The sequence below is a fragment of the Rhodococcus sp. MALMAid1271 genome (assembly GCF_049195265.1).
GTDB lineage: Bacteria > Actinomycetota > Actinomycetes > Mycobacteriales > Mycobacteriaceae > Rhodococcoides.
Map to the genome: position 1 here is coordinate 1 of NZ_JBMIRQ010000058.1, position 13,537 is coordinate 13,537.

Annotated in this window: 14 protein-coding genes and 1 pseudogene; 9 read left to right on the forward strand and 6 right to left on the reverse strand. The window is 64.8% G+C overall.

Annotated elements, in window-relative coordinates:
• From ACOQFP_RS06600 to phoU, 4 genes and pseudogenes are all read left to right on the forward strand, one after another.
• Positions 1-157 (forward strand): annotated as a pseudogene (locus tag ACOQFP_RS06600) (acyl-ACP desaturase); the annotation flags it as partial.
• Between the two features lie 93 nt (positions 158-250).
• Complete coding sequence (gene dusB, locus ACOQFP_RS06605; RefSeq protein WP_421583830.1) at positions 251-1,390, forward strand: tRNA dihydrouridine synthase DusB; 1,140 nt, start codon at positions 251-253, stop codon at positions 1,388-1,390.
• Positions 1,391-1,508: 118 nt separating this feature from the next.
• Positions 1,509-3,506, forward strand: a complete 1,998-nt coding sequence (locus tag ACOQFP_RS06610; protein WP_421583831.1) for an LCP family protein — start codon at positions 1,509-1,511, stop codon at positions 3,504-3,506.
• Between the two features lie 66 nt (positions 3,507-3,572).
• Complete coding sequence (phoU, locus tag ACOQFP_RS06615; RefSeq protein WP_206487977.1) at positions 3,573-4,247, forward strand: phosphate signaling complex protein PhoU; 675 nt, start codon at positions 3,573-3,575, stop codon at positions 4,245-4,247.
• 159 nt (positions 4,248-4,406) lie between these two features.
• Here phoU and pstB read toward each other — a convergent pair whose 3' ends face one another.
• The 6 genes from pstB to ACOQFP_RS06645 all read right to left on the reverse strand — a co-directional run bounded on the left by pstB (position 4,407) and on the right by ACOQFP_RS06645 (position 10,250).
• Positions 4,407-5,183 (reverse strand): phosphate ABC transporter ATP-binding protein PstB, encoded by a 777-nt coding sequence (pstB, locus tag ACOQFP_RS06620; protein WP_206487975.1) that lies wholly within the window; start codon positions 5,181-5,183, stop codon positions 4,407-4,409.
• A gap of 37 nt (positions 5,184-5,220) precedes the next feature.
• Positions 5,221-6,129, reverse strand: coding sequence for a phosphate ABC transporter permease PstA (pstA, locus tag ACOQFP_RS06625; protein WP_206487972.1), 909 nt, complete (start codon positions 6,127-6,129; stop codon positions 5,221-5,223).
• A 3-nt stretch (positions 6,130-6,132) separates the two neighbouring features.
• On the reverse strand, positions 6,133-7,170 hold the full coding sequence (pstC, locus tag ACOQFP_RS06630) for a phosphate ABC transporter permease subunit PstC (RefSeq protein WP_206487969.1): 1,038 nt from the start codon (positions 7,168-7,170) through the stop codon (positions 6,133-6,135).
• A gap of 90 nt (positions 7,171-7,260) precedes the next feature.
• On the reverse strand, positions 7,261-8,361 hold the full coding sequence (gene pstS / locus ACOQFP_RS06635; protein WP_421583832.1) for a phosphate ABC transporter substrate-binding protein PstS: 1,101 nt from the start codon (positions 8,359-8,361) through the stop codon (positions 7,261-7,263).
• A gap of 203 nt (positions 8,362-8,564) precedes the next feature.
• Positions 8,565-9,488 carry a mycothiol synthase gene (mshD, locus tag ACOQFP_RS06640; protein WP_421583833.1) on the reverse strand — a complete coding sequence of 308 codons (924 nt, stop codon included), beginning with the start codon at positions 9,486-9,488 and terminating at the stop codon, positions 8,565-8,567.
• The gene (locus ACOQFP_RS06645; protein ID WP_206487963.1) at positions 9,489-10,250 is read right to left on the reverse strand and encodes a winged helix-turn-helix transcriptional regulator; all 762 of its coding nucleotides are present in this window, start codon (positions 10,248-10,250) and stop codon (positions 9,489-9,491) included.
• A 129-nt stretch (positions 10,251-10,379) separates the two neighbouring features.
• Here ACOQFP_RS06645 and ACOQFP_RS06650 point away from each other — a divergent pair, with 129 nt between their 5' ends.
• The 5 genes from ACOQFP_RS06650 (at position 10,380) to ACOQFP_RS06670 (ending at position 13,509) form a co-directional block, all read left to right on the forward strand.
• Positions 10,380-11,159 (forward strand): LmeA family phospholipid-binding protein, encoded by a 780-nt coding sequence (locus ACOQFP_RS06650; protein ID WP_206487961.1) that lies wholly within the window; start codon positions 10,380-10,382, stop codon positions 11,157-11,159.
• Positions 11,156-11,575 (forward strand): thioredoxin family protein, encoded by a 420-nt coding sequence (locus ACOQFP_RS06655; RefSeq protein WP_206487959.1) that lies wholly within the window; start codon positions 11,156-11,158, stop codon positions 11,573-11,575. The genes ACOQFP_RS06650 and ACOQFP_RS06655 overlap by 4 nt, the downstream gene beginning before the upstream one ends.
• A 251-nt stretch (positions 11,576-11,826) precedes the next feature.
• On the forward strand, positions 11,827-12,318 hold the full coding sequence (locus tag ACOQFP_RS06660) for a DUF4395 domain-containing protein (protein WP_206487957.1): 492 nt from the start codon (positions 11,827-11,829) through the stop codon (positions 12,316-12,318).
• Positions 12,319-12,365: 47 nt separating this feature from the next.
• Complete coding sequence (locus ACOQFP_RS06665) at positions 12,366-13,202, forward strand: sulfurtransferase (protein ID WP_206487955.1); 837 nt, start codon at positions 12,366-12,368, stop codon at positions 13,200-13,202.
• A 1-nt stretch (position 13,203) separates the two neighbouring features.
• The gene (locus ACOQFP_RS06670; RefSeq protein WP_206487954.1) at positions 13,204-13,509 is read left to right on the forward strand and encodes a DUF1416 domain-containing protein; all 306 of its coding nucleotides are present in this window, start codon (positions 13,204-13,206) and stop codon (positions 13,507-13,509) included.
• Positions 13,510-13,537 lie beyond the last annotated feature (28 nt).

The window sequence follows — 13,537 nt, forward strand, 5'->3', positions numbered from 1 at the left end:
GTTCGAGCGCAACGACTTCACCGGCCGCGGGGAGAACAAGCGTGAGGAACTGGCCGCGTTCCTCGAGGACCTCGAGCGTCAGGCCACCAAGTTCGAGGAAATGCGAGATCGCTCCCTCGCCCGCGAACGCGCGAAGGCCGAAGCACGCGCATCGTAGTGTCGATCAGCGACGTGCCCGGTACCGACTTCGGTGCCGGGCACCGCTGTTTTCGACCCTGATCTCCATCCCTCCGTTCCAAAGGCACTTCTCATGACCCTGCACATCGGCTCACTCGAGTTGCGCAGCCCAGTCGTCCTCGCCCCGATGGCAGGCGTCACCAATGTCGCGTTCCGCACCCTGTGCCGCGAACAGGAACTCGAGCGAGCAGGCAGCACGTCCGGGCTGTACGTCTGTGAGATGGTCACCGCACGCGCGCTGGTCGAACGGCAGCCCGCGACGATGCACATGACGACGTTCGGCCCCACCGAAACTCCCCGATCGCTTCAGCTCTACACCGTCGACCCGGACACCACGTACGCCGCGGCAAAGATGATCGTCGACGACAATCTCGCCGATCACATCGACATGAACTTCGGCTGTCCCGTTCCGAAGGTCACCCGCAAAGGCGGCGGTGCCGCTCTGCCCTACAAGCGGAACCTGTTCGGTCGGATCGTGGCCGCTGCCGTCAAGGCGACCGAGGGAACCGACATTCCGGTGACCGTCAAGTTCCGAGTCGGCATCGACGAGAACCACCACACGCACCTCGACGCGGGTGCCATCGCCGCCGACGAAGGCGCGGCCGCGGTGGCGTTGCACGCCAGAACTGCCGCTCAGCGCTACTCGGGCACTGCCGACTGGAACGAAATAGCTCGACTCAAGGAACATGTCACAGGGATCCCGGTATTGGGCAACGGAGACATCTTCTCTGCCGCCGATGCCGTCCGCATGATGGCCGAGACCGGCTGCGACGGTGTCGTCGTCGGGCGCGGCTGCCTCGGTAGGCCGTGGCTGTTCGCCGAACTCAGCGCCCGCCTCAACGGCAGGCCCGAGCCGACGCCGCCCACCCTCGGTGAGGTCGCGGCCATCATCGCTCGACATGCCGAACTGCTCGCCGAGCATCACGGAGAGAACAAGGGCCTGCGTGAGCTTCGCAAGCACGTGTCCTGGTATCTGCGCGGGTTCCCCGCAGGTTCGGAGCTGCGCGTCTCGATGGCGTTGGTGTCCAGCCTCGCCGAGCTGGACGACCTTCTGGCACAACTCGATCCGACCGTTCCGTTTCCCAAGGACGCCGAGGGACCCCGAGGCCGCCAGGGTTCACCGGGCGCGGTCTCGCTGCCCGACGGCTGGCTCGACGATCCGGAAGACCTCTGCGTACCCGCCGGTGCCGACCTGATGCACTCCGGCGGCTGAGCCCCAGCTCACCGAGCTCGACCTCGCACGAGGTGGACCATGCCGCTCGAGTCAGTACTATGGCTGGGATTGCCGAGTAGGCAGCGCATGCGTGTAATGGAAGGCCAGGTTCCAATCCGTGGGAGACGATCGAGAGTCGGGCCCGTCTGTGCCCGAGGGTCGCGCCCCGTGGGAGCGCCCACTGTCCTCAATCAGGCAAACCGGCGCATTCGGGCGATCCAGACAGCGCGGCCCCGGCAGCGACACTCCCGCCACACCCGACCAGGAACCAACCCGAGGCGACAGCGGCAGACCGGGCAAACGGTCTCCGCGCAACTCCGACACCGTGTCGGTCGCCGAGTTGGTGGACAAGATGTCCCGATCCGGATCGATTCGGCGGACACGCTCCGACGCGCAGGCCCCCGATCCCCAGTCTCCCGAACCCCGGCCTTCCGAACCCCGGCCTTCCGAACCCCAACCTTCCGAACGCCCGCTGGTCGAGGAACCCACCGAGGTGATCGCGCCGATCACCGACACCACTCCTGCACCTTCCCGAGCCGCGCAGCCGCACGCAGTACCGGAACCGGTGGGTGCGCCCGCCGAGGATCGCCCGGCGCTGACCCGCTTGGCGATGAGCCGAGTGCGACGTCGCCGTCGAATCCGGATGATCGGCCGAAGCCTGGTATCCGTGATCGCGATCCTGTCCGTGACGCTGACGGGGGTGGTCTGGGGCTACCTGCGGAACACCGACCAGGGATTTCTCCAGGTCGCCGCGCTCGATCCGGACTCGACCGACGTCGTCGACGCCGCGGGCCAGTACGGTGACGAGACCTACCTGATCGTCGGCACCGACACCCGTGCCGGTGCCAGCGGACAGCTGGGCGCAGGCACCGTCGCCGATGCCGAGGGATCCCGCTCGGACACCGTCATGCTGGTCAACATCCCCGCCGATCGCAGCCGCGTCGTAGCCGTCTCGTTTCCTCGCGATCTGGACGTGACCCGACCGGTGTGCGAGCAATTCGACAACGACACCAATACCTACACCGGCGAGATGTTCCCCGAGGCATACGGCGACAAACTGAACGCCACCTACGCGCTCGGTGGTCCCAAGTGCCTGGTCAAGACCATTCAGAAGATCTCGGGTCTACGCATCGGGCATTTCGTCGGCATGGACTTCGCCGGATTCGAATCCATGGTCGACGAGGTGGGCGGCGTCGAGGTCTGTACCGCACAACCGTTGATCGACTACGAGCTCGGTGCCGTACTTCCCAACGCCGGTAACCAACATATCAACGGCCGTACCGCGCTCGACTACGTGCGGGCACGCAACGTCGAGTCCGAGGGCAACGGCGATTACGGTCGCATCAAACGCCAGCAGCGGTTCCTGTCGTCTCTGCTGCGATCGGCACTGTCGAACAAGGTGCTCCTCGATCCGGGCAAGTTGAACGGTTTCGTCAACGCCTTCACCTCGGACACCTTCGTCGAGAACGTCAAGACCCAGGACCTGGTGACACTGGGACGCTCGTTGCAGAACGTCGACGCAGGCGCAGTCACCTTCCTCACCATCCCCACCACCGGAACCAACGACTACGGCAACGAGATCCCCAACGACGACGCCATCGGTGCAATCTTCCAGGCCATCATCGACGACGACCCGCTGCCCGGCGAGGAACGCGCGGAACCGGTGACCCCGGAATCCTCGGCCCCTGCCGCCGCACCCGATGCCCCGCTGTTGGCCGTCGACCCCTCGACGGTGTCTATCCAGGTGTCCAACGCCTCCGATGTCGCAGGTATGGCCCAGAGAGCGTCCGACGAGCTCGCGACCTACGGATTCCAGATCCTGACGGTCGGCAACTTCGCCGGCACGGCCGCCCAGACCGTCGTGCGCTACTCCCCGGATCAGGAAGCAGCCGCCGCTACGGTCGCGTCCTCGATCCCGGGTGCCGGGATCGAACTCGCGCCGAGCCTGAACAACGTGGTCGAGGTGGTGCTCGGCTCCGACTACCCGGGATACACCCAGTATCCGGCGGAATTCGGCACCGAGATCGATCCCACCGTGATGGAAGGGACCACCGAAAGCGCGCCGCTTCCGGAGAATCTTTCGTTCACCAATGCCGCCGACGACACGTGCGCCTGACTTCATTCATGCTCCGTTAACCCTCGGGACAGGGAACAGCCCGACGTGACCAACTAAACTTCGGTCATGCGCGTCGCCTACATTGAACAGATGAACGAGCTTGCCGATCTCCTCGGAGAGATGGCGAGCCTGGCTGGTGCGGCCATGGAAAAGGCCACCCAGTCACTCCTCCAAGCAGACCTCGTTCTCGCCGAGCAGGTCATTTCCGAGCACGACAAGATCAGCGAGCTGAGCGCGGTGAGCGAGGAGAAGGCCTTCACGCTGCTGGCTCTGCAGGCCCCGGTCGCAGGCGATCTCCGTTCGGTGGTGGCAGGCATCCAGATCGTTGCCGACATCGACCGCATGGGTGCGCTCGCCCTGCACGTCGCCAAGATCACCCGCCGCAGGCACCCGAACCACGCCCTTCCCGAGGTCGTCAACGGCTACTTCGCCGAGATGGGTCGACTCGCCGTTACGATCGGCGCTTCGGCCCGCGAGGTACTCGAGACCCGCGATCCCGAGCGAGCTGCAAAGCTGCAGGAAGAGGACGAGGCGATGGATGATCTGCACCGTCACCTCTTCACGGTGCTGATGGACCGCGAGTGGAGCCACGGCGTTGCCGCCGCAGTCGACGTGACGCTGCTGGGCCGCTTCTACGAGCGGTTCGCAGATCACGCCGTCGAGGTGGGGCGTCGCGTGATCTTCCTGGTCACCGGAGAGCTGCCGGCCGAACTCGGTCACGACAACATCGCGACCTCGTAAGACCGCCACTGTCGAGTGGCTCTCGGTGCCCTCCGCACCGGAGCCACTCGACATCCGGAACGGAACCGTACGCGGCCGACACGCACCGACACGAGAAAACCCCCGCCTCGCACGGCGGGGGTTTTCTCGTCTCAGGGGGCTGCCTCGAGAGGCCGGTCGCTATCCGAAGCGGCCCGAGATGTAGTCCTCGGTGGCCTTCTGCGACGGGTTGGAGAAGATCTTCTCCGTGTCGTCGATCTCGATGAGCTTTCCGGGCTTGCCCGTCGCTTCGAGGTTGAAGAAGCCGGTCTGATCGCTCACGCGCGCAGCCTGCTGCATGTTGTGCGTGACGATGACGATGGTGAAGTCCTGCTTGAGCTCCTGGATGAGGTCCTCGATCGCGAGGGTCGAGATCGGGTCGAGAGCAGAGCACGGCTCGTCCATGAGCAGCACATCGGGAGACACCGCGATGGCGCGCGCGATGCACAGACGCTGCTGCTGGCCACCGGAGAGGCCGCCACCGGGCTTGTCGAGACGGTCCTTGACCTCGGTCCAGAGATTGGCACCTCTGAGCGAGCGTTCGGCGATCTCGTCGAGTTCCTTCTTGCCGCGACCACCCTGCAGCTTCAGACCCGCGACGACGTTGTCCTTGATCGACATCGTCGGGAACGGGTTGGGGCGCTGAAAGACCATGCCGATGGTGCGACGCACGCCGACCGGGTCGACGCCGCTGCCGTAGATGTCCTCGCCGTCGAGCAGCACCGAACCCTCGACTCGGGCACCGGGGGTGACCTCGTGCATGCGGTTGAGCGAACGCAGGACCGTGGACTTACCGCAACCCGACGGTCCGATGAACGCGGTGACACTGCGCGGCGGAACGGCCAGGGTGACGTCCGAGACGGCGTGGAATTTGCCGTAGTAGATGTTGACGTCTTTGAGATCGAGACGCTTTGCCATGTTCTTCGTTCCTTAGGATTCGCTGGAGTCTGGTGGGTCAGGAGTTCTTGGGCGAGAAGAACTTCGAGACCAACTTGGCACCGATGTTGAGTAGTGCGACGATCAGGATCAGCGTCAGAGCTGCTCCCCACATGCGCTCTGCAGTGAGCACGCCGGTTCCTGCTTTCTGCAGGTCGACCATCATGAGCGGCAGTGACGTCTGCGGCCCTTCGAAGATGTTGAAGTTGATGGCGGTCGCGGATCCCACCAAGATCAGCACCGGCGCGGTCTCACCCATCACACGAGCCAAGGCGAGCATGATTCCGGTGACGATTCCGGACAGTGCCGTCGGAATGACGATCTTGGCGATGGTCTTCCACTTCGGCACACCCAACGCGTAGGACGCCTCGCGGAGGTCCTGCGGGACGATGCGGAGCATTTCCTCGGCCGAACGCACGATGACCGGAATCATCAGCAGAACCAAGGCGAAGGCCACGGCGACACCGGAGCGCTGGAATCCGAACGTCGCGATCCACAGCGCGTAGATGAACAGGGCCGCGACGATGGACGGCACGCCGGTGAGAATGTCGACCATGAAGGTCGTCACTTTGGCCAGCCGCGTGCCTGCCCCGTACTCCACGAGGTAGATCGCGACGAAGATGCCGATCGGGATGGAGATGACTGCGCAGAACAGTCCTTGCAGGAGAGTGCCGACGATCGCGTGGTAGGCACCGCCACCGGCGATGAACTGAGTGATTCCGGCCTGCGAGTTCTGCCACCAGGTCGGCGCGACGACGGCCGACAACCCGCGCGAGATCACGGTGTAGAGGACCCAGACGAGCGGTACGAGCGCGATCAGCACCGACAGACCGACGAGGATCGTCGCCGACAGGTTGGCCGCCTTGCGCCGAGGGCTGACACCCCGGAAAGTGGGTTCCTTGACGGGCTTGTCCATGGTTGCGGTCATGGCTCAGTCCTTCTTTCCGGCGATGGCAGCGCGGGCGCCGGCGTTGACGACAAAGGTCAGGATGAACAACACGAGGCCAGCCGCGATGTAGGCACCGGCCTGCAGCGGATTGTTGAACTCGCCCGCAGCCAACGCGATCTTCGTTGCGAAGGTCGATCCGCCGTCGAACAAGGACCCACTGAATGTCACCTGCGTGCTGCGAATGATGATGTAGAGCGCGATCGTCTCACCGAGCGCGCGGCCGAGACCGAGCATCGACCCCGACACGAAGCCCGACTTGCCGAACGGAATGACCGTGGTCCGCACAACCTCCCAGCGGGTTGCACCGAGCGCGAGTGCGGCTTCGACCTGCCCCTTGGGGGTCTGCACGAACACCTCTCGGGTGACCGCAGCGATGATCGGCAGGATCATCACCGCGAGCACGATGCCACCGGTGAAGATGGTGCCGCCACCGGCGATCGAGACCGACCCGGTGCTGAAGAGCGGGAACCAGCTCAGTGACGAATTGAGCCATTCGGCGAACGGGCTGATGGCGGGCGCCAGCACGTAGAGGCCCCACAGTCCGAAGACGATCGAGGGAACCGCGGCCAGCAGATCGATGACGTAACCGAGCGGACCCGCGACTCGCTTGGGCGCGTAGTTCGTCAGGTAGATGGCGATGCCGAGCGCGACGGGCATCGCGAGAACGAGGGCGAAGAGCGACACAGTGACGGTGACCAGGAAGAGATCGAGAACACCGAACGCCATCGCGGAGGTGTTCGTGGTGTCCCACGCACCGTTGTAGGTCAGGAAGTTGACTGTGTTGTTCGACAGCGCGGGGATCGCACGCCAGAGCAGGAACACACCGACGGCAGCGATCAAGGCGATGATGAAGATGCCCGAGCCCGTAGCCAGGCCGGAAAAGATCCGGTCACCGGGACGAGTGACGGTGCCCGATGTTTTCTTGTCTGACAATTGTGGTTCTTCCGGTTTGTGCGCGGTATCCGTGGTAGCCACGGTAGCCGCGGGGGGGACGCCGGTCATCGAGTGGGTGTCGCTCATACCGCTCACTGTCTCGTCGTGGTGGTCCAGAACGGTCCTGCTTCGACTCGCGAGAACACGCGAGTCGAAGCAGGATCATGTGTCATCGAATCAGCCGATTGCTTCGATGGCGGTGATCAGGCGCTCCTTGAAGGTCTCCGGCAGCGGCACGTAGCCGGCTGCCTCGAGGCCCTGCTGGCCCTCGTTGGCTGCGCTGACCAAGAACGACTTGATCGCGGCCGAGGTTTCGGCGTCGTAGCCGTTGGAGCAGACGATCTCGTAGGTTCCGAGAACGAGGGGGTAGGTATCTGCGGCGTTGCTGGCGTACAGCGCGTCGATGTCGATGACCAGGTCGTTACCCTGGCCCTGGAACTGCGCATCGTCGATGGCCTTGCCTGCGGTCTCGCTGTTCAGCTCGACGGCCCCGTTGCCGAAGTCGATATCGGCCGTACCGAGGCTCTCCTGATCGGCGAAGCCCTTCTCGACGTACGTGATCGAACCGGGGGTGGCTGCGACGGCCTGGGCGACGCCCGACGAACCGTTCGCACCTTCACCGACGCCACCGGCCCAGTCGGAGCTGTGGCTCAGCGTCCATGCCTGCGGAGCCGATGCGCTCAGGAAGCGCTGGAAGTTGTCGCTGGTACCCGAGGAATCGGAGCGGTAGACCGGAGTGATCGCCGTGGACGGCAGCGATACGCCCTCGTTGAGCGCCGCGATGGCCGGATCGTTCCAGGTGGTGATCTGGCCGGTGAAGATCTGTGCGATGACGTTCGGGTTCAGCACCACCCTGTCGACGCCGTCGAGGTTGTACGCCACTGCGACGGGCCCGAAGACCAAGGGCAGGTTCCATGCCGGGTTGTTGTCGCAACGAACGGCGGCCTGAGCTGCCTGATCGTCCTTGATCGCCGAGTCGGATCCGGCGAAGTCGACGAGGCCCGCGACGAACTGGGTGCGGCCGTTGCCGGAACCACTGGTGGTGTACTCCACGGCCTTGCCGGGGCAGACGCTGGAATAGATCGAGGTGAAGTTGGACATGGCGTTCTGCTGAGCGGAGGAGCCTTCGCCGGTCAGCGGAGACTTGCCCTCACACGTTGCCGAGGAGTCGGATGCGCCGTCTGTGGTTGCGACGTTGGCGTCGCTACCGCATGCGGTCAGCAACATGGCACTGATGGCCACCGCACTCATGAGAGCACCGTTGCGCTTGAGGTTCACCTGTTTCCTCCGAAGAATCTTGGGCCGTGTCCACGGCTCGGGGCCGAAGCGCCCGTGCTGTGGCTGTGTGGGTGCCGACTCGAGAACAGAACTCGACACCAGGCGACGTAGGTTGCCACCCACGGAGAAAGGTAGGGGCAGGCGGTGGACGTTTCCCCCCGCTCGGGTTAACGGAAGATGAACACCGAGGTGGATATGTCCGTTTAGACGCTGCGGGCGTACGCGGCGTCCACGTGGTAGTTCTCGAACCCCAGCTTGGTGTAGGTATGCACAGCGGCGGTGTTGTCCGCCTCGACGTACAACATGATCTCGTCCAACCCGCGGCTGTGCAGGTAATGCAGACCGGCCAGCGTCAGTATTCGGCCGAGACCACGGCCTTGAGATTGCGGATCGATTCCCACCACGTAGACCTCACCGATCGACGGCCCGGAGCCCTCGCCCGCATGAACCCCCTCGCCCGCATGAACCTTTGTCCAGTGGAAGCCGAGCAGCCGGTCACTGCCGGCCTCGAAAGCCAGGAACAGGCCGGCCGGGTCGAACCACGATTCGTCTCGTCGCGCAGCGATGTCGCGGTCGGTCCATCCACCCTGCTCGGGGTGCCAGGAGAATGCTGCATTGTTCACGCGCAACAGCTCTGCGTCATCCTGATGTCCGCGATACGTACGCAGCGAAATATAATCCGGCACAACGACATCGGGCAGAGCCGAACCAGCCGCTCCCCGACGCATCTGCAGTAGCTCCCGCACCACCTTCAGCTCGAGGTGCGCCGCGACCGACTGCGCCGCAGGAAGGTTACCGTGCGCCCAGATTCGCATATCGGAGCCGATATCGAGTGCGCGAGAGACCAATTCGCGACCAACGCCGCGGCCACGCGCCTCCGGATCGACCACAGCCTCGGCCATGCCATCGACGATTCCGACGTACCCGAGGACGCGATCACGCTCGGTGGCGAGAAGACGTACCACGTCCTCGCCCGCGTCGACTGCCTTCACAGCCTGCTCGGAGAGCGGAGCCGTTCCGTCGACTTCCGTTGCGCGAGCAAGGATCTGGTGAACCTCGTAAGAAACGCGCGAAGACGGTGCGTTGCCGTCGATCGGATGGACGTCGAACGCAGGATCCGAATTCATCTACGAGAGCGTACTCTGCTGCTCGTACTCCAGATCCGCATCGCCGGAATCCTCACCAACGGAATCGGCTGCGGTGAGACCGCCCTTGGCAGTGCGCGCAGGACGAACGGCCTTGTAGCCGACGTTACGCACCGTGCCGATCAGCGACTCGTACTCCGTGCCCAGCTTCGCACGGAGGCGTCGAACATGGACATCGACGGTGCGCGTGCCGCCGAAGAAGTCGTAGCCCCATACTTCCTGGAGCAGCTGCGCGCGGGTGAACACCCGGCCCGCATGCTGAGCCAGATACTTGAGCAGCTCGAATTCCTTGTAGGTCAGATCGAGCGGGCGACCCCGCAGTCGCGCGGTGTACGTTCCCTCGTCGATGACCAGCTCGCCGAGCGTGATCTTGCCCGATGTCTCCGGGCTCGCCACCCCGCCACTGCGTCCGACCAGTAGTCGCAATCGCGCGTCCAACTCCGCCGGCCCGGTACCGGGCAGCAGGATGTCGTCCAGACCCCAGTCCGCGTTGACCGCTACGAGCCCGCCTTCGGTGAGGACGGCGACGACGGGGATGGCCGATCCGGTGCTGCCCAGGAGCCGACACAGGCCCCGCGCCGCCGCCAGATCCGAGCGGGCATCGACCAAGGCGACGTCGGCCGAACCCGCCTCCAGAAGCGAGGACACCTCGGTGGGCACCGGGCGAACGTGATGCGCAAGAAGTGCAAGAGAAGGCAGAACGCCCTCCGGATTGGGATCGGAGGTCAGTAGCAGGAGCTCCACTGCGTCTCCGTTCTTACTGCTGGCCGGTCCAGCGAGGCTGGATTGGACTGATCGTCAAGGACACAGACTAGCTTGTCCGTACAACCGGCCGAAGAGGGCAGTACGCGATCCGTCGGTCACAATGGACGCGTGCGCACACTTCTCATCGGACTCGCCAGCCTGTTGGCCCTCGCGCTCGTCGTGGATTTCGGCGCTGCGGCCTACTCGGAGTATCGAGTCTCGCGCGCGATCCGCGCAGGCGGTGAGCTCACCTCCGACCCTCAGGTGATCGTGCACGGCTTCCCGTTCCTGACACAGGCGGCGAACGGGCGCTACCAGAACATCGAAATTCGAGCCCAGGACGTACCAACCGAGTACGTCGGGTCGACGACCATCGAAGCCAATCTTCGCGGCGTGCACATCGCACTGTCCGACTTGATCGACAACAACGTCCGGGAGATCCCGGTCGACGAACTGGACGGGCGCGTCCGCATCGAGGCGACGAACCTGGGGCAGTTCCTCGGCATCGTCGACCTGCAGGTTTCGGCACCGCCCGCCGACAAGTCCGACGGAACGGGCGGCTCGGGCGGGTCGGGCAAGACCACCACCGGAGGCGTCGTACTGACCGGAACGGTACCGGTCGGCCCCCTGCAGACCACGGTGAGCGTGCAGGCCGATCTGGTGTTGGAGGGCGACAGCGTGGCGATCGTGGCATCGGATTTCTACTTCGGTCCCGAGGGCCAGGCGGACTTCACCATTCCGGACTTCGCCAAGGCAACCGTTCTCGGCTTCTTCACCAAGACCATCGAGCGACAGAGCCTGCCCTTCGGGCTGCGTCCGACGGGCGTGTACGCGGAGGGCTCTCAGATCGTCATCGAGGGCTCGGGGGACGACGTGACCATCGACCTGAACGAAATAGAGAAGCCGTGACAGGAATCACAGTATTGGCTGTCGTGGCGGTCCTCGCCATCGCGACCGGACTCTACCTACGCAGCCGGTCCGGCAGCGTGCGTGACATCCGATCGACCGATTCCGACACCGACGCCCTTCGGCCACTTCTGCTCGAGGCGGGCGTGACGACCGACGGAGCAACCGTGCTGCACTTCTCCGCCGACTGGTGCGGGCCGTGCGCAGCCGTTCGACGCGTCGTCGGACAAGTGCTCAACGATCGCAGCGGTGCCCACGAAGTCGAACTCGACATCGACGCCTATCCGGTGCTCGCCCGCGAGCTCGGAGTGCTGTCGTTGCCCACCACGTTCGTGCTCGACAGCGAACTGCGCCGACGCTCCAGAATCGCGGGCGTGCCGTCGGCGGCAGCCCTGCGTTCGGCACTCGACGCCCTCTGATCGAGTCCGACCGGGACCGGCGGTGCGGCGCGACGCTGGTAGCGGGTACGATGCTCTTCGTGTTCTTTCGCCGCGAGCTGATGCTCACCAGTCGACGCACGGTTGATCTGTGCCGACTGGGCGGTTGTTGCTGTCGCTGCTGCTGATTTCCTCGCGCCGCCACGCCCATGCGTGATGCCGGCCCCAGACAGGAATCCACGCCCGAGCACTGCCCATTCGGTGTGCCCGGCCCCGCACAGGAGTACCTCTCGATGTCGACTTCCGACACCCGCACCATCGTCGAATCCACCACAAGCACCCCCCAGGTCGACGTCCGCGGTCCGCGCTTCGCGGCGTGGATCACCACCGGCGTGCTCGTCGCCGTCCTCGTCCTGACCACGTTCTCGATCCCCGCGGCGGCGATCCTGCTCGGGCTTCAGGCAACAGTGTTCGCCCTCGGAGCCGTCCGCGGACCCAAGCACAGTCCGTACGGCACGATCTTCGCGAAGTTCGTCGCTCCGCGGCTCTCCCCGACCAGCGAACGCGAGCCGGTGGCTCCGTTGAAGTTCGCTCAGTTGGTGGGATTCGTGTTCGCCGCGGTGGGGGTGCTCGCTCTTGCGCTCGGCGCTCCCGTCGTCGGAACCGTCGCGACAGGCTTCGCTCTGTTCGCAGCCTTCCTCAACGCCGCCTTCGCGGTCTGCCTCGGTTGCATGATCTACCCTCTCGCCGCGCGGCTGCGTGGCACCTCGCGCACCGCATCCTGATCCGCACTCACTACCGATCCGAAACCGGAAACACCGAAAGGAACACCATGGCTCGCTCCGACGTCCTGGTCTCTGCCGACTGGGCCGAGCAGAACCTGAACACACCGAAGACCGTCTTCGTCGAGGTCGACGAGGACGCCAGCGCCTACGACGGCGGTCACATCGAAGGTGCGGTCAAGCTCGACTGGCGCAAGGACCTCCAGGACCCGGTTCGCCGCGACTTCCTGGGCCAGGAGCAGTTCTCGGACCTGCTCTCGGCGAAAGGCATCAGCAACGACGACACCGTCGTTCTGTACGGCGGAAACAACAACTGGTTCGCCGCCTACGCCTACTGGTACTTCAAGCTGTACGGCCACCAGGACGTCAAGCTGATCGACGGCGGTCGCAAGAAGTGGGAACTCGACGGCCGCCCGCTGTCGAACGGAGTCGTGAGCCGCGAGACCACGCAGTACCGCGCCCAGGCACCCGACCTGTCGATCCGCGCGTTCCGTGACGAGGTCATCGACGCCATCGGCAACAAGAACCTGATCGACGTGCGTTCGCCGGACGAGTTCTCCGGCAAGATCCTCGCTCCGGCGCACCTGCCGCAGGAACAGGCTCAGCAGCGTGGCCACGTTCCGTCGGCGATCAACATCCCGTGGAGCACCACCGCCAACGAGGATGGCACGTTCAAGTCCGACGACGCTCTCGAAGAGCTGTACAAGGCCAAGGGCTACGACGACGACAAGGCCACCATCGCGTACTGCCGCATCGGTGAGCGTTCGAGCCACACCTGGTTCGTCCTCAAGGAACTGCTCGGCAAGGAAGACGTCAAGAACTACGACGGCAGCTGGGTCGAATACGGCTCCCTCGTCGGAGCACCCATCGAGTTGGAGGTTCACTGATATGTGCGGAGCACCAGTACAGGGCCAGACCATCCCCGCAGGCGTCGACGTCGAGAAGGAAACGGTCATCACCGGCCGCGTCCTCGGCGGTGACGGCGAGCCGGTGGCAGGCGCCTTCGTGCGGCTTCTCGACGGCACCGGAGAGTTCACCGCCGAGGTCGTCGCATCGGGCACCGGCGACTTCCGGTTCTTCGCAGCTCCCGGCCAGTGGACGCTGCGTGCCCTGTCGGCATCGGGCAACGGCGACACCGTCATCACACCCGAGAGCGCAGGCGTGCACTCGGCCGACGTGACCGTGGGTGTCTGACCGCACACTGCCGCATCGAACAAGACAA